At 69.5% G+C, this 15,590-nt stretch carries 12 protein-coding genes; 5 read left to right on the top strand and 7 right to left on the bottom strand.

What is annotated here, in order from left to right; all coding sequences use genetic code 11:
• The first annotated feature begins 42 nt into the window (after positions 1-42).
• The 3 genes from polA to coaE all read left to right on the top strand — a co-directional run bounded on the left by polA (position 43) and on the right by coaE (position 5,591).
• Positions 43-2,706, top strand: coding sequence for a DNA polymerase I (polA, locus tag AC5Y4S_RS25285; RefSeq protein ID WP_500035374.1), 2,664 nt, complete (start codon positions 43-45; stop codon positions 2,704-2,706).
• A 212-nt stretch (positions 2,707-2,918) separates the two neighbouring features.
• Positions 2,919-4,364 (top strand): 30S ribosomal protein S1, encoded by a 1,446-nt coding sequence (rpsA, locus tag AC5Y4S_RS25280; RefSeq protein ID WP_066931815.1) that lies wholly within the window; start codon positions 2,919-2,921, stop codon positions 4,362-4,364.
• A 12-nt stretch (positions 4,365-4,376) separates the two neighbouring features.
• Positions 4,377-5,591, top strand: coding sequence for a dephospho-CoA kinase (gene coaE / locus AC5Y4S_RS25275; RefSeq protein WP_500035323.1), 1,215 nt, complete (start codon positions 4,377-4,379; stop codon positions 5,589-5,591).
• Between the two features lie 151 nt (positions 5,592-5,742).
• On the opposite strand, the gene AC5Y4S_RS25270 is transcribed toward coaE, so the two are convergent.
• From AC5Y4S_RS25270 to AC5Y4S_RS25245, 6 genes are read right to left on the bottom strand one after another with little or no spacing between them, the layout of a single operon-like run.
• Complete coding sequence (locus AC5Y4S_RS25270; RefSeq protein ID WP_068128808.1) at positions 5,743-6,159, bottom strand: hypothetical protein; 417 nt, start codon at positions 6,157-6,159, stop codon at positions 5,743-5,745.
• Positions 6,160-6,170: 11 nt separating this feature from the next.
• The gene (locus tag AC5Y4S_RS25265) at positions 6,171-6,950 is read right to left on the bottom strand and encodes an Fpg/Nei family DNA glycosylase (protein WP_500035322.1); all 780 of its coding nucleotides are present in this window, start codon (positions 6,948-6,950) and stop codon (positions 6,171-6,173) included.
• Positions 6,943-7,845 carry a non-homologous end-joining DNA ligase gene (gene ligD, locus AC5Y4S_RS25260; protein WP_500035321.1) on the bottom strand — a complete coding sequence of 301 codons (903 nt, stop codon included), beginning with the start codon at positions 7,843-7,845 and terminating at the stop codon, positions 6,943-6,945. Before ligD (AC5Y4S_RS25260) ends, AC5Y4S_RS25265 begins: the two co-directional genes overlap by 8 nt.
• Positions 7,842-8,840, bottom strand: coding sequence for a non-homologous end-joining DNA ligase (ligD, locus tag AC5Y4S_RS25255; protein ID WP_500035320.1), 999 nt, complete (start codon positions 8,838-8,840; stop codon positions 7,842-7,844). Before ligD (AC5Y4S_RS25255) ends, ligD (AC5Y4S_RS25260) begins: the two co-directional genes overlap by 4 nt.
• Positions 8,837-9,274: a DNA polymerase ligase N-terminal domain-containing protein gene (locus AC5Y4S_RS25250; protein WP_500035319.1), complete on the bottom strand. Its 438-nt coding sequence runs from the start codon at positions 9,272-9,274 to the stop codon at positions 8,837-8,839. Before AC5Y4S_RS25250 ends, ligD (AC5Y4S_RS25255) begins: the two co-directional genes overlap by 4 nt.
• 37 nt (positions 9,275-9,311) lie before the next feature.
• Positions 9,312-9,752, bottom strand: coding sequence for a ribonuclease FAU-1 family protein (locus tag AC5Y4S_RS25245; protein ID WP_500035318.1), 441 nt, complete (start codon positions 9,750-9,752; stop codon positions 9,312-9,314).
• A gap of 154 nt (positions 9,753-9,906) precedes the next feature.
• Between AC5Y4S_RS25245 and AC5Y4S_RS25240 the strand changes: the two genes are divergently transcribed.
• Positions 9,907-10,653: an SDR family oxidoreductase gene (locus AC5Y4S_RS25240; protein ID WP_500035317.1), complete on the top strand. Its 747-nt coding sequence runs from the start codon at positions 9,907-9,909 to the stop codon at positions 10,651-10,653.
• Between the two features lie 7 nt (positions 10,654-10,660).
• Here the strand turns inward: AC5Y4S_RS25240 and AC5Y4S_RS25235 are convergent, their stop codons facing one another.
• Positions 10,661-13,351 carry an ATP-binding cassette domain-containing protein gene (locus AC5Y4S_RS25235; RefSeq protein ID WP_500035316.1) on the bottom strand — a complete coding sequence of 897 codons (2,691 nt, stop codon included), beginning with the start codon at positions 13,349-13,351 and terminating at the stop codon, positions 10,661-10,663.
• A gap of 176 nt (positions 13,352-13,527) precedes the next feature.
• On the opposite strand from AC5Y4S_RS25235, the gene AC5Y4S_RS25230 reads away from it, so the two are divergent.
• Entirely contained in the window at positions 13,528-15,585 is a 2,058-nt protein-coding gene (locus AC5Y4S_RS25230; RefSeq protein WP_500035315.1) for a serine/threonine-protein kinase, read from the top strand.
• Positions 15,586-15,590 lie beyond the last annotated feature (5 nt).

Genomic DNA, 15,590 nt, shown 5'->3' with positions numbered 1-15,590 from the left:
GCCACCCCTCAGAAAACCGAGGAACAAACCAAACCGACACTCATGCTCTTGGACGGCAATTCGCTGGCGTTCCGGGCCTTCTACGCGCTGCCGGCCGAGAACTTCAAGACCCGCGGCGGGCTGACCACCAACGCGGTCTACGGCTTCACCGCCATGCTGATCAACCTGCTGCGCGACGAGGCGCCGACGCACATCGCCGCGGCGTTCGACGTTTCGCGGCAGACCTTCCGCTCCGAGCGCTACCCCGAGTACAAGGCCAACCGGTCGTCGACGCCGGACGAATTCCACGGCCAGATCGACATCACCAAGGAAGTGCTCAACGCGCTGGGCATCACGGTGCTCTCGGAGCCGGGGTTCGAGGCCGACGACCTCATCGCGACGCTGGCCACCCAGGCCGAGAACGAGGGCTACCGCGTGCTGGTGGTCAGCGGTGACCGCGACTCCCTGCAACTCGTCAGCGACGACGTCACGGTGCTGTACCCGCGCAAGGGCGTCAGCGAACTGACCCGCTTCACCCCCGAGGCCGTCGTGGAAAAGTACGGGCTGACCCCGCAGCAGTACCCCGACTTCGCGGCGCTGCGCGGCGATCCCAGCGACAACCTGCCCGGCATTCCCGGGGTGGGGGAGAAGACCGCCTCGAAGTGGATCGCCGAATACGGCTCCCTGCAGGCGCTCGTCGACAACGTCGACTCGGTCCGCGGCAAGGTGGGCGACGCGCTGCGCGCCAACCTGCCCAGTGTCATCCGCAACCGCGAGCTCACCGATCTCGTCAAAGACGTGCCGCTGGCCCAAACCCCGGACACGCTGCGGCTGCAGCCCTGGGACCGCGACCAGATCCACCGCCTGTTCGACGACCTGGAGTTCCGGGTGTTGCGCGACCGGCTGTTCGAGACTCTGGTCGCCGTCGAACCCGAGGTCGACGAGGGCTTCGACGTCCGCGGCGACGCGCTCGAGCCCGGCACCGTCGGGCAGTGGCTGGCCGCGCACGCCGGCGACGGGCGTAGGGCGGGCCTTGCCGTGGCGGGCACCCACCTGCCCCACGGTGGGGACGCCACCGGGCTGGGCATCGCGGCCGCCGACGGCGACGGCGCCTACATCGACACCGCGACGCTGACCCCCGACGACGACGCCGCGCTGGCGGCCTGGCTGGCCGACCCGGCGAAACCCAAAGCGCTGCACGAGGCCAAGCTCGCCATCCACGACCTGGCCGGCCGCGGCTGGACGCTGAACGGCGTCACCTCCGACACCGCGCTGGCCGCCTACCTGGTGCGCCCGGGGCAGCGCAGCTTCACCCTCGACGACCTGTCGCTGCGCTACCTGCGTCGCGAGCTGCGCGCGGAAACCCCTGAGCAGCAACAGCTTTCGTTGCTCGATGACATGGAGGGCGTGGACGAGCAGGCCGTCGCCACCCTGATCCTGCGGGCGCGGGCCGTCGTCGACCTGGCCGACGCGCTGGACGCCGAGCTGGATCGCATCGACTCCACCGCGCTGCTGGGCGAGATGGAGCTGCCGGTGCAACACGTGCTGGCCGACATGGAAAGCGCCGGCATCGCCGTGGATCTGCGCCTGCTGGGCGAGCTGCAAAGCCAGTTCGCCGACCAGATCCGCGACGCCGCGGAGGCTGCCTACGCCGTGATCGGCAAGCAGATCAACCTGGGCTCGCCCAAGCAGTTGCAGGTGGTGTTGTTCGACGAGCTCGGGATGCCGAAGACCAAGCGGACCAAGACCGGATACACCACCGACGCCGACGCCCTGCAGTCGCTGTTCGACAAGACCGGCCATCCGTTCCTGCAGCACCTACTGACCCACCGCGACGTCACCCGGCTCAAGGTCACCGTCGACGGGCTGCTGAACTCGGTGGCCGCCGACGGCCGCATCCACACCACGTTCAACCAGACCATCGCGGCGACCGGCCGGCTGTCGTCGACGGAGCCCAACCTGCAGAACATCCCGATCCGCACCGAGGAAGGCCGGCAGATCCGGGACGGGTTCGTCGTCGGCAAGGGTTACGAAGAGCTGATGACGGCGGACTACAGCCAGATCGAGATGCGGATCATGGCCCACCTGTCGCGGGACGAAGGTCTCATAGAAGCTTTCAACACCGGGGAGGACCTGCACTCGTTCGTCGCCTCCCGGGCGTTCGGGGTGCCGATCGAGGAGGTCACCGCCGAGCTGCGCCGCCGGGTCAAGGCGATGTCGTACGGGCTGGCCTACGGGTTGAGCGCCTACGGGCTGTCGCAGCAACTGAAGATCTCCACCGAGGAAGCCAAGGACCAGATGGATGCCTACTTCGCCCGCTTCGGAGGCGTCCGCGACTACCTGATGGACGTCGTCGAGCAGGCCCGCAAGGACGGCTACACCTCCACGGTGCTGGGCCGCCGCCGCTACCTGCCTGAGCTGGACAGCAGCAACCGCCAGGTCCGGGAGGCGGCCGAGCGGGCCGCGCTCAACGCGCCCATCCAGGGCAGCGCGGCCGACATCATCAAGGTCGCGATGATCGAGGTCGACAAGGCCATCAAGCAGGCCGGGCTGGCGTCGCGGATGCTGCTGCAGGTGCACGACGAACTGTTGTTCGAAGTCGCGCCGGGTGAGCGAGAGGTCCTTGAGGCGCTGGCGCGCGAGAAGATGGGCGGCGCCTACCCGCTCGACGTCCCGCTCGAGGTCTCGGTCGGCTACGGCCGCTCATGGGACACCGCCGCGCACTAGCGCGGCGATCGGACACGGCCGCACACCAAGGCCCGCCCGTGTAACCTGAGGGCGAAAATTCGGCCGAAAATTCGCCGTGGCGTTACATTTGCGTCGCCTTGGCTGTCCTGGCTTCGAGGCCGAGTTTGTCCAGCTAGTGCCCTGTCGAGTAGCCTCGACAGGTAAATCCATTTTGTCCCTACGACCCAACCTGTCCGGAGCAACCCAACAACATGCCGAGTCCCGCCGTCACCTCGCCGCAAGTAGCCGTCAACGACATTGGCTCGAGCGAGGATTTTCTCGCCGCAATAGACAAAACGATCAAGTACTTCAACGATGGCGACATCGTCGAGGGCACGATCGTCAAAGTTGACCGGGACGAGGTGCTCCTCGACATCGGCTACAAGACCGAAGGGGTCATCCCCGCCCGCGAGCTCTCCATCAAGCACGACGTCGACCCCAACGAGGTCGTTTCCGTCGGCGATGAGGTCGAGGCCCTGGTTCTCACCAAGGAGGACAAAGAGGGCCGGCTGATCCTGTCCAAGAAGCGCGCACAGTACGAGCGCGCCTGGGGCACCATCGAGGCGCTCAAGGAGAAGGACGAGGCCGTCAAGGGCACCGTCATCGAGGTCGTCAAGGGCGGCCTGATCCTCGACATCGGGTTGCGCGGCTTCCTGCCCGCCTCGCTCGTCGAGATGCGCCGCGTCCGCGACCTGCAGCCGTACATCGGCAAGGAGATCGAGGCCAAGATCATCGAGCTGGACAAGAACCGCAACAACGTGGTGCTGTCCCGCCGGGCCTGGCTCGAGCAGACCCAGTCCGAGGTGCGCAGCGAGTTCCTCAACCAGCTGCAGAAGGGCAGCATCCGCAAGGGTGTGGTCTCGTCCATCGTCAACTTCGGCGCGTTCGTCGACCTCGGCGGGGTGGACGGCCTGGTGCACGTCTCCGAACTGTCCTGGAAGCACATCGACCACCCGTCCGAGGTGGTGCAGGTCGGCGACGAGGTCACCGTCGAGGTGCTCGACGTCGACATGGACCGCGAGCGGGTTTCGTTGTCGCTCAAGGCGACCCAGGAAGACCCGTGGCGCCACTTCGCCCGCACGCACGCCATCGGCCAGATCGTGCCCGGCAAGGTCACCAAGCTGGTTCCGTTCGGCGCGTTCGTCCGCGTCGAGGAGGGCATCGAGGGCCTGGTGCACATCTCCGAGCTGGCCGAGCGGCACGTCGAGGTGCCCGACCAGGTGGTCGCCGTCGGCGACGACGCGATGGTCAAGGTCATCGACATCGACCTGGAGCGCCGCCGAATCTCGTTGTCGCTCAAGCAGGCCAACGAGGACTACACCGAGGAATTCGACCCGGCGAAGTACGGCATGGCCGACAGCTACGACGAGCAGGGCAACTACATCTTCCCCGAGGGCTTCGACTCCGAGACCAACGAATGGCTCGAGGGATTCGACGCCCAGCGCAACGAGTGGGAGGCGCGCTACGCCGAGGCGGAGCGCCGGCACAAGATGCACACCGCGCAGATGGAGAAGTTCGCCGCGGCCGAGTCGGCCGCCCACGCCGCCGGCGACTCGGCGCCGGGCAACGGCGCGTCGTCGGAGAAGGCGGCTGGTGGATCGCTCGCCAGCGACGCACAATTGGCGGCCCTGCGGGAAAAGCTCGCCGGCAACGCCTAGCGGCGTAAAAGGATGCTGCGCATCGGGTTGACCGGTGGGATCGGCGCCGGCAAGTCGGCGGTCTCGTCGACCTTCGCGGAGTGCGGTGCGGTCATCGTCGACGGGGACGTCATCGCGCGCGAGGTGGTCGAGCCCGGCACCGAGGGCCTGAAGGCGCTCGTCGAGGCGTTCGGCGACGACATCCTGTCGCCCGACGGGTCGCTGGATCGTCCCGCGTTGGCCGCCAAGGCCTTTCGTGACGACGAGGCGCGCCAGAAGCTCAACGGGATCGTGCACCCGCTGGTGGGCAAGCGGCGCTCCGAGATCATCGCGTCGGTCCCGGCGGATTCCGTTGTCGTCGAAGACATTCCGCTGCTGGTGGAGTCGGGGATGGCGCCGCTGTTCCCGCTCGTCGTGGTCGTGCACGCCGACGTCGAGGTGCGGGTGCGACGGCTGGTCGACCTACGCGGCATGCCCGAGGACGATGCCCGCGCGCGGATCGCCGCGCAGGCCGACGACGAGCAGCGCCGCGCCGTCGCCGACGTCTGGCTGGACAACTCGGGCAGCCCGGAGGAGCTGGCGCAGCGGGCCCGCGACGTGTGGAACGACCGCATCCTGCCGTTCGCCCACAACCTGAGCGCGCGCGAGATCGCCAGGGCGCCCGTGCGTCTCGTGCCCGCCGACCCGAGCTGGCCGGACCAGGCGCGGCGGATCGCGGGCCGGCTGCAGACCGCGTGCGGCCACCGGGCGATTCGCGTCGACCACATCGGCTCCACCGCGCTGCCCGCCTTGGACGCCAAGGACGTCATCGACATGCAGATCACCGTCGAATCGCTCGCGGTCGCCGACGAACTCGCCGAACCCTTGTTGGCGGCCGGCTACCCGCGCCTGGAGCACATCACCGAAGACACCTCCCGGACCGACGCGCGCAGCACCGTCGAGCGCTACGACCACAGCGACGATCCCGGCCTGTGGCACAAGCGGATTCACGCCTCCGCCGACCCGGGCCGGCCCACCAACGTGCACATTCGGGTCAACGGGTGGCCCAACCAGCAGTTCGCCCTGCTGTTCATCGCCTGGCTGCGGTCCGATGTCGGCGCGCGCGCCGACTACCTGGCCGTCAAGTTCAAGGCCGAACAGGCGACGGGCGGTGACATCGCCACCTACGCCGACGCCAAGGAACCATGGTTTGCCGACGCCTACCGGCGCGCCTGGAAGTGGGCCGACTCAACCGGATGGCAGCCCTAGCGCCAACTTTCACAACAGCCCCACGCGCCTCCAGGGGAGGTGGTACGCGTCATGTCCACCTCATAGCGACTAATCCGCTTGTCGCTACGAGGTGGACACAACGGGCAATGGTTCGGCGGAGAGACTCGTGTGGCGGATGTGATTCCCGCGGTTAGGCGGGTATGGGCGCACCGCATTGCAGCATGCCGTTCTTGGGATCGGAATTGCCGGGCGTTGGTCTGACGAACTGATCGAGCTGCGTGAAAACGTTGTCGTCCACGTCGATCTCGCAATGCACATTCGCCGAGTAGGGGAAATGCAGCACGATCTGCATCCCGGCCTGCTGCGGATCGGGCAACACCGTGTTGGCCTCGAACACGTTGCCCGGCATCGACGGCAGGTTGGTGCTGTTCGCCCGGTTGCCGTTGATCACGAAAATGGCCTGACTGCCGGTGGTCAGCGCGTCGATCCGGGCGCGGTAGGTGATGTTGTGCAAGTCCGCCCGCGCGGTTGCCGGGCTTAGCTGGGACCCGGCCGCGATGACGGTCAAGGCAGTGATTGCCATCCATCGGTGGTTGCTGGGGCTCATAGCAGCCGACATTACCCGGCCTGACAGCGCGGGCACCACAGCGACGTCCGCCCGGCGACCCGGGCACGCGCGAGGCGGGTGCCGCAGCGCGGACAGGACGGGTCGGGGTCGTCGCGCACCCGGGTGAGCCACCGCGGCAGGCCGGGCACCCGACCGTGTGGCACCGCGGTGCGCAGCACCTGCGTCATCGCGGCGTGTAGGCGCTTGACGTCGGCGGCCCCGAGTTGCGGGATCGGGCGGGCCGGCGCGATCCGGGCCCGCCAGCAGATCTCGTCGGTGAGCAGGTTGCCGAGTCCGGCGATCACCGCCTGGTCCATCAGCGTCGGCTTCAGCCGCCCGGACCGGCCGCGCAGCGCCTCGCGAAACGCCGGCAGGCCGAGGCCCAGCGCGTCGGGGCCCTGCGGGCCCGTCACGTGCGCGACGTCCTCGTCGTCGTCGGCCAGCCACACCCCGCGCAGCTTGCGCAGGTCCGCGTAGCGCAGTTCCCCGCGATCCAGCGCGATCGCCAGCCGCTCGTACGGCTCGCGCTCGGCGCCGTCGGCGGCGTAGTACGGGTGCCCGGTCATCCCGCTGTGCACCAGCAGCGTCGGGCCGTCCGTCGGCAGCATCAGCCACTTGCCGTGCCGGCGTGGGCGATCGAAGCGGTGACCGTCGAGCCGCCGGCCGAGGCCCGCGGCGGTGGTGTTTCGCAGGATGCCCGGATCGCGGACCTGCACGCCCCGGATCCGCCGGCCGGGCAGCGCGTCGGCCAGCTCGCGCCGAAAGCCCTCCACGTCGGGCAGCTCAGGCACGAAGCTTTGCCACCCGCTGCGCGGGACCCTTCAACGAGCGAGCGTGCCGGTACATGCCGGCCCACGGATCGCCTTGCCCGGCAAGCCGTTTGGGGAGATCACGGATGGTGAATCGGTCCGCCCGCAGGCTTCGCTTGTTTAAGATGTCCAGTTCCGCCCACTCCAGCGGGGTCGCCGCCGGCGCGCCCGCCCGGGCCCGCACCGAATACGGTGCAACCGCCGTCTGCGCGTAGGCGTTTCGCATGATGTCGAGGTACACGCGGTCGCCGCGGTTGTCCTTGCGGGCTTCCAGGGTGCGGTGCGCGGGGTCATCGGCCACCACCACCTCGGCGACCTCGCGGGCGAATTCGCGGACGGTGTCGAAATCGGTGTCCGGACGCAGCGGCACCACCACGTGCAACCCGCGCGACCCGGTGGTCTGCACGTAGCGCGCCAGCCCGAGGTCGTCCAGGACCCCGGCCGTCGCGTGGGCCGTCGCCCGCACCACGGCGAAGTCGCTGCCGGAGGGGTCGAGGTCGAAGACCAGCCGGTCGGGCTTGTGCAGCCGGTCCCGCCGCGACTGCCACACGTGCAACGTGACGCAGTTCTGGTTGGCCAGCCAGCGCAGCGCCTCGGGGCGCTCCGCCACGGGATGCACCACGGTGCCGCCCTCTTTGCCGACCTCCACCCGGCCCATCCAGTCGGGCAGCGAGCCGGCGAAATCCTGTTGCACCCAACCTTGTTCGCCGATGCCGCGTGGGAACCGTTGCACGGTGAGCGCCCGATCCCGCAGGTGCGGCAGCATCGCGTCGGCCACCTCGCCGTAGTAGTCCACCAGCTCGCCCTTGGTGATCCCGTCCTTGGGGAACACCACCCGGTCCGGGTGGGTGACCTCGACGTCGACGCGCGCCGTCACCGCGTCTCCCGCACCACGTCGGACGCGTCCTTGTCGGTGCGCAACCCCTGGTATCGCGGGTGGCGCAGCTTGCCGTCGCGGGTCCACTCGGCAAACCCGATCTGGGCAACCAGTTCGGGACGCACCCAGTGGGCGCCGTTCTCGCGCACCAAACCCCGGGTGAAGGGTGGCTCGTCCTGCTCGAGGGGGGACAGCCGCTCGTGCAGGCTCCGCAGCGTGGGTTCGTCGAACCCGGTTCCCACCTTGCCGGCGTAGACCAGGTCGCGACCGTCGTGGTAGCCGAGCAGCAGCGCCCCCAACTCGATGCGGCTGCCCTTCGGGCTGGTGTAGCCGCCGACGACGAATTCCTGGTCGCGAACGCATTTGAACTTCAGCCAGTTCTTCGACCGGCCGCCTTCGTACGTGGCGTCGGTCCGCTTGGCGATCACACCCTCGTCGCCGCGTTTGCATGCCGCCTCGTAGGCGCCGATCCCGTCCTCGACCCGATGCACCGCGAACCTCAGCGGGTCGCCGAAGTCAATCACCTTGCGCAGCAGTTTCTTTCGCCACAGCTGCGGCACATCGGTGGTCGACTTGCCGTCGACGTGCAGCAGGTCGAACACGTAGTAGAAGACGCGGACCGGTGACGCGCGGGCCACCTCGGGGTCGGTGATGCCCAGCCGGCCCTGCAGCCGTTCGAAGCTGGTGCGTCGGCCCTCGAACGCCACCACCTCGCCGTCCACGACGAACCGCGTGGTGCGCTGGGCGCCGAGCGCGTCGACAAGCTCGGGATAGGTTCCGTTGAGCGGCTGCCGATTTCGCGACAGCAGCCGTACCCGTTCACCATCGCGAAAGCCGAGGCAGCGCATCCCGTCGAATTTGCGCTCGAATATCCACTGCGGATCGGAGAACCGCCGGTCGGTCAGCGTGGCCAGCGTGGGAGCCCGCCAGTCGGGCACCGGTTCGTCGTGCAGCGCCGCGCGCACCGGGGCGGGCAGGGCGGCGAAGTCCGTCATGACACGTCGTCCAGTGAGTGGCCGGTCAGCGCCGGCTGGCGCAGCGTGTCGGCGTCCTCGTCGTCTTTGCGCCTGATCAGCAGCCATGTCTCGTGATCGCCGTCGCGGATCCGGGTCAGCGTATACCAGCCGCGCAGCCACTCGCCGCACAGAAAGAACGAAAGATGGCCGCGCTCAAGGCATTCGCCCATGTCGTAGGGCGTCGCGTTGACATACGTGCCGGCGTCGCCGTCGACGTCGCGCTCGGCGGCTTCGAGCGGGAGGTCCTCGGTGCGGCGGGCTATCCGGCTGTGGTCGGGGATCGCCCAGCAGACCAGCTCGCCGTCGATCTCGAGGCGAAGGTAGAAGTGGTCGCTGGCCGCCCCCTGCCGTTCTATGACGAAACGCGGGTCCCGGCCGGGCCGGCGTTTGCGTCGGTGGTCGATCAAACGCATCCCCAAGTGATACCCGTGGGTCACGTGAGGAAACGAGCTATGCCTCACGCCAGGTCAGCTCCATGCCACGGGTGGCCAGCCACCGGGAAAGGTCGTGGCCGTTGCGGGCCAGCCCGTCGATGGCGATCACGGCGCGCCGCACGGCTCGTTCGGCCACCTCCGGCGTCAGCAGGCCGTGGCGCACGGCGTCCAGCAGCTCGTCGACGTCGGCCAGCTCGGCGCCGGCGCCGGTGCGGACGACGATGTCGAGGTAGTGGTCTTCCGAATGCCACACGTCGCCGCCCGGCGTGTATTCGCCCACGTCGAGGTAGTAGTCCTGGTCGCGTTCGTGCCCCGGGTTGAAGTGAAAGACGGTGGCGCGCAAGCCCAACGACGGCAGCAGCCAGGATTCGAGGTAGTGGAACTGCGGGCGGCCCGGGGTGGGGCGGGCGAGATAGAGCCCCCACGGCTGCACGACGTACTCGTCGACGGCCCGCACGATGCCCTTCGGATCGGTGTTGGTGCGGGCGACCAGGTCGAACGTCTCGTGCTTGGGGGGATGGATTGACCCACTCTAGTTGCCGGGGCCGTTGGCAGGCACCACGATGTCGAGGGGAGTACGGCCAAGGGGGCTACTGGGAGGGGCACGGTCAGTGAGCGACCTCAGCGGAAAGACAGCGCTGGTCACCGGCGGGAATTCGGGCATCGGGTTGGCGACCGCGCAGCGGCTGGCCGACGCGGGCGCCCACGTCTTCCTGACCGGTCGCAGTCAGGACACCATCGACGCCGCGGTGGCCTCGATCGGTGACCGGGCGACGGGCATCCGCGCCGACGTGGCCAACCTCGACGACGTGGCGGCGGTCGCCGAGGCCATCGCATCCCGCGGGGACGGCCTCGACGTGCTCTTCGCCAACGCTGGCGGCGGAGAATTCGCGGCGCTGGGCGACATTTCCGTCGAACATTTCACCTCCACTTTCATGACCAATGTGGGCGGCACGTTGTTCACCGTGCAAGCCATGCTGCCGCTGCTCAACCGCGGCTCGTCGATCGTGCTGACCGGATCGACCGCCGCCTACAACGGCACCCCGGCGTTCAGCGTGTACGCGGCGACCAAGGCGGCGATCCGCTCCTTCGGGCGGACCTGGGCCGCCGAACTCGTGGGCCGCGGGATCCGGGTCAACACGATCGTTCCCGGACCGGTCGAAACGCCGGGGCTGCTGGGACTGGCGCCGGCGGGACGAGAGCAGGAGCTACGAGAAACCGAGGCAGCCAAGGTCCCGATGGGCCGCCTGGGCAGGCCCGAAGAGGTCGCCGCGGCGGTGCTTTTCCTCGCGTCGGACGAAAGCAGTTTCATGACCGGCAGCGAGTTGTTCGTCGACGGTGGCGCGGAGCAGATCTAGGGTCGGACTAACGCTTCAGTCGGATCTTCCACCGCACGAAGCCGCCGTAGAACACCGACAGCGCGGCCAGCATGCCCATGTCGATCAGCCAGACCTTCGAGGTGTGCTCCCAGAACCGGTCCTGGGACAGCAGCGTGTCGGGCACCAGGTGCCGCAGATCGACCGTCGACGCCGCCGCGGCGTAGCCCCAGCGCGCGGGCATCGCGAAGGACAGCTGGTCGAGGCCGAGCCGGCCGGTCACCGGGACCATGCCGCCGCACAGCACCAGCTGCGCCATCACCGTCACCACGAACAGCGGCATGATCTGCTCGCTGGATCGGACCAGCGACGAGATGGCCAGCCCGAGGATGGCCGAGGCGACGCACGTGCCCGCCACGGTCAGGAAGAGTTCGACGGTGGCCCCGGCGGTCGAGTGGCCGAGGAGAACGGCGCCGCGGGTCGGGGCGCTCTTGCCGATCACCACGATCGCGGTCACGATCGCCGACTGCAGGATGGCGAACCCGCAGAACACCGCCGTTTTTGCGAGCAGATAGGCCGTGGTCGACAGCCCGACCGCCTGCTCGCGCTGGAAGATGGCGCGCTCGCCGACCAGGTCGCGGATCGTCAGCGCGGTGCCCATGAACGCCGCGGCCGGCAGCAGCAGGGCCAGGATCTGCGCGGCTTCGTCGGGTGTCCCGGCGCCCGGGCCCGGCACGTGGAATCCGTGGTTGCCCGGCACGGTCAGCGACAGCGAACCCAGGATGAACGGCAACAACGCCAGGAAGACGAAATACGCGCGGTCGGCGACGACCAGCCGCACCTGCCGGCGCGCGACCGTGGAAATCTGGCGCCGCACGCTGGTGTGCACCGGCGCGCCCAGGTCGCCGGGCTCGTCGGTCCGGGTGGGCAGCAGTTTCTGGGGCCGCCGCTGGGCCTCGGCCCGCTCCTGGAACCGCCGGTTGGCTTCCTCGGGGTCGGCACCCACCTTGGTGAAGATCTTGGCCCAGTTGGTGGTGCCCATCGCCTCACCGATCTGGTCGGGCGGGCCGAAGTAGGCCGTCTTGCCGCCCGGGGCCACCAGCAGCAGCTGGTCGCAGATGTCCAGGTAGGACAGCATGTGCGTCACCACGATCACCACGCGCCCGGCGTCGGCCAGCTGGCGCAGCATCGTCATGACCTGGTGGTCGAGCGCCGGGTCGAGGCCCGAAGTCGGCTCGTCGAGGATCAGCAGCGACGGCCCGGTCAGCAGTTCCAGCGCGACCGAGGCCCGTTTGCGCTGACCGCCCGACAGCTTGTCGACGCGGGTGTCGGCGTGCTTGGTGAGGTCGAGCTCCTCGAGCACCTGGGCGACCACCTTGGCGCGGTCGGCCTTGCTGGTGTCGGGCGGCAGCCGCAGTTCGGCGGCGTAGCCCAGCGCCTGGTTGACCGTGAGCTGGCGGTGCACGACGTCGTCCTGGGGGACCATGCCGATCCTGCTGCGCAACGACGCGTATTCGCCGTGGATGTCGTGGCCCTCGAAGCTGACCGAGCCCGAGGTGGGGCTGGTGTAGCCGGCGATCAGCCGGGCCAGCGTGCTCTTGCCGGCGCCCGACCCGCCGATCACGGCGGTCAGCGTGCCCGGGCGGGCGGTCAGCGAGATGTCGTCGAGCAGTTGCTTGCCGCTGTCGACGACGTAGCGGACGTTGCGCACCTCGAGGCCGCCGGTGCGCGCCGCGGCGGCGCCGCCCTCGACCAAGGTGCCGCCCCGGAACACCAGGTCGACGTTGCCGATGGTGACGACGTCGCCGTCGGTCAGGATCGCCGACCCGACCCGGGTGCCGTTGACGAAGGTGCCGTTGATGCTGTTGTCGCGGATCTCGGTCCCGAGCGGGGTGTGGATCAGCGTGGCGTGATGACGCGAGGCGAGGACGTCGTAGACGACGATGTCGCTCTCGGCCGCGCGGCCGATCGTCTTGGCGCCGGCCGTGCCCGCGGCCGCCGACAGGCGTGGCGAGAGCAACTTCACGAACCTCGTGGCCAGGTTGGAGACGTCGGCCGTCCTGGCGTCGATCACGGTGGACTCGGCGGGCGGTGGCGCGTCCGGCTGGAGCGCCGGCTCGGCGTTGACGGTGGTCACCTGGTCGGGTGGCGTCCTGTCGGGTGGCCTGGGCGGCGGCGCCTGGCGCGGCTGCGGTGGCCCCGGTGGCCTCGATAGCCCCGGTGGCCCCGGTGGCCTGGGTGGCTGCCGGGGCGGGCCCTGGGGCGGCATCGGACGCGGCGCGGGCTGCCTGGGCTGGCTGCCGGTCTGGCCCCGACGGGGGACGGGCGGCGCCGTGGGGTTCGTCCGCTCCGGCAGCGCGGACCAGGCCACGGTGGGCGGCCCGGAGTCCCGCGTCGGCCTGCGTGGGGGCGGTCCGCTGGCGTGGCCCTGCTGCGGTCCGACCGCGAACGTGAGCCGCGGTCCCTGCGGGTTGCCGACGTTGATGCTCTGGCCGTCGTGGATGTCGATGACCGGCATCCGGTAGCCGTTGACGTAGGTGCCGTTCAGCGAGCCGTTGTCGATCGCCAGCCAGCGGCCCTGGTCGAACCGCACGATCAGGTGCGCGCGGGAGATCCGGGGATCCGGAATCCGCAAGTCCGCGTTCGCGTCACGCCCGACGACGACCTCGTGGCCGGCCGCGAACGAGCGTTGGGACCCGTCGTGCCGGATTGTCAGGACAGGCGGGGCGGGTCGATTCACTACTCAAGTATCGGTCCGCGGTTTGAGTGCTCTCCATGGGACTCGCCTGTGATTTGGCTTTATTTCGATTCGGCCACTCATAGCGTGCTCATAGCCTCCTGAGACCCATCGCCCAACGAGATCCGGCATCATTCGGACGTGAGGGGAGTGAAAGCAGAGCAACGAGGGGGCAGCGATTGACGGACGAAGACAAGGGCACGACCCGGCGGATCGACGCCGGGAGACGGCTGCTGAGCAACCCGCGCCTGGCGCGTGAGGCCCTGCGCGCGGGCTTCCATTCGGGTCCCTCGGCAACCGTCGCGCACCTGTTTCGCCGCATTCCGCCCGTCACCTCGACCCCGAACGCCGAGCCCCCGGCCGTGGAGTCCCCGGCCGTCGAGTCCCGCCCGGAGGCCAGCGCATCGCGCCTCGCGCTGAGCAGCGGTGCAGCGTTCGCCGGCTACACGATCCTGCGGCAGCTCGGCGCCGGCGGCATGGCCGAGGTCTACCTGGCGTTGCATCCGCGGCTGCCGCGTCGCGATGCGATCAAGGTGCTGGCCGAGGCCGTCACCGCCGATCCCGAGTTCCGCGAGCGGTTCAACCGCGAGGCCGACCTGGCGGCGACGCTCTGGCACCCGCACATCGTCGGCGTCCACGACCGCGGCGAATTCGACGGTCAGCTCTGGATCTCCATGGACTACGTCGAGGGCACCGACGCGGCCCGGCTGGTCAAGGAGCGCTACCCGGACGGGATGCCCATCGACGAGGTGTGCGCGATCCTGCAGGCGGTCGCGGGGGCGCTGGATTATGCCCACGACCGCGGGCTGCTGCACCGCGACGTCAAGCCCGCCAACATCCTGCTCACCCATCCCGAGGACGGGGAACGCCGAATCCTGTTGGCGGACTTCGGCGTAGCGCGCCACCTCGCCAATATCAGCGGCATCACCGAGACCAACGTCGCGGTGGGGACGGTGGCTTACGCCGCCCCGGAACAGTTAACCGGGTCCAACATCGACGGCCGCGCGGACCAGTATGCGTTGGCGGCCACGGCATTTCATCTGCTCACCGGTGCGCCGCCCTTCCAGCACTCCAACCCGATCGCGGTGATCAGCCAGCACCTGCACGAGGATCCGCCGCGGCTCAGCGACTACCGCCCCGACCTGGCCTACCTCGACGACGTGTTCCTCACGGCCCTGGCCAAGCGCCCCGAGGACCGCTTCGAGCGGTGCCGCGTGTTCGCCGCCGCCGTCGGCGAGCTGGTTTCCGACGAGCGGGCCGGCGACCAGGCGGGTGACGCGTCGCCGCGGCGGCGGTTGTTGCACCGGTTCTCATCCCGGGCCCGGTGGGCGACCGCGTTGGTGTGCGCGGTGCTGATCGCCATCGCGGCAACCTGGTCGACGCTGTACTCGTTTCAGCCGGAGAGCCCGACGCCCAATGTGCCCGCGCTCGCGTCCCGACCCTCCGTGCCGGCGCCGAGCGCGGCGCCCGCGCGGCCCGGGGGGCCGGTGCTCAACGGCACCTACAAGCTGACCTACGACCGCAGCAAGCAGACCACCAACGGCATCCCGATCCGCCACGACGGCCCGGCCGCCAGCTGGTGGGCGTTCCGCTCGGTGTGCACCGCCAACGGGTGCGCGGCGACCGGAACCCAGCTCGACGACACCAACCACCAGGTGGCCAGCACCGTCGACGGCGGTCACACCTACTCGCTGCGGTTCATCGGCGGCTATTGGCAGGGCGGGTTCCAGCAGGAGCGGGCCGGCTGCACCGAGCCGAACGGACAGGTCAGCGCGACCCAACAGGAAAGCGTCGCCGGGTCGTTGGCGCCGCAATCCGACGGCACGCTGCGCGGCACGGTCACGCAAACCGCCCTGTCCGACGAGTGCGGCGCGCAGGGCGCGGTGGTGCGGGTGCCAGTGGTGGCCACCCGCGTCGGCGACGCCCCGCCGTCCGTGCCGGTGGCCGATCCCGCCCAGGTGATCAGCGCCTCGACCACACCGCCGCACCCGGGGGCGCCGGTCCTGGGCGGGTCGTGCAGCGACGCCGACAAGCTCGCCTACGACCCGACCAACAGCGAGCAGGTCGTCTGCGAGGGCAACACGTGGGCCAAGGCGCCGATCACGATGGGGGTGCACACCACCGGCAGCTCCTGCAACCGCCCGAACACCTCGGTCTTCGCGATGTCCACCTCCAGCGACGGCTACCTGCTGGAGTGCGACCCGGTCACCCGCACCTGGACGCGCCCGGGGGCGTAGCTTTC

The organism is Mycobacterium sp. NGS64, from assembly GCF_059812245.1.
The sequence above is the reverse complement of the archived record's forward strand: the minus strand, read 5'-3'. Positions and strand labels throughout refer to the sequence as shown.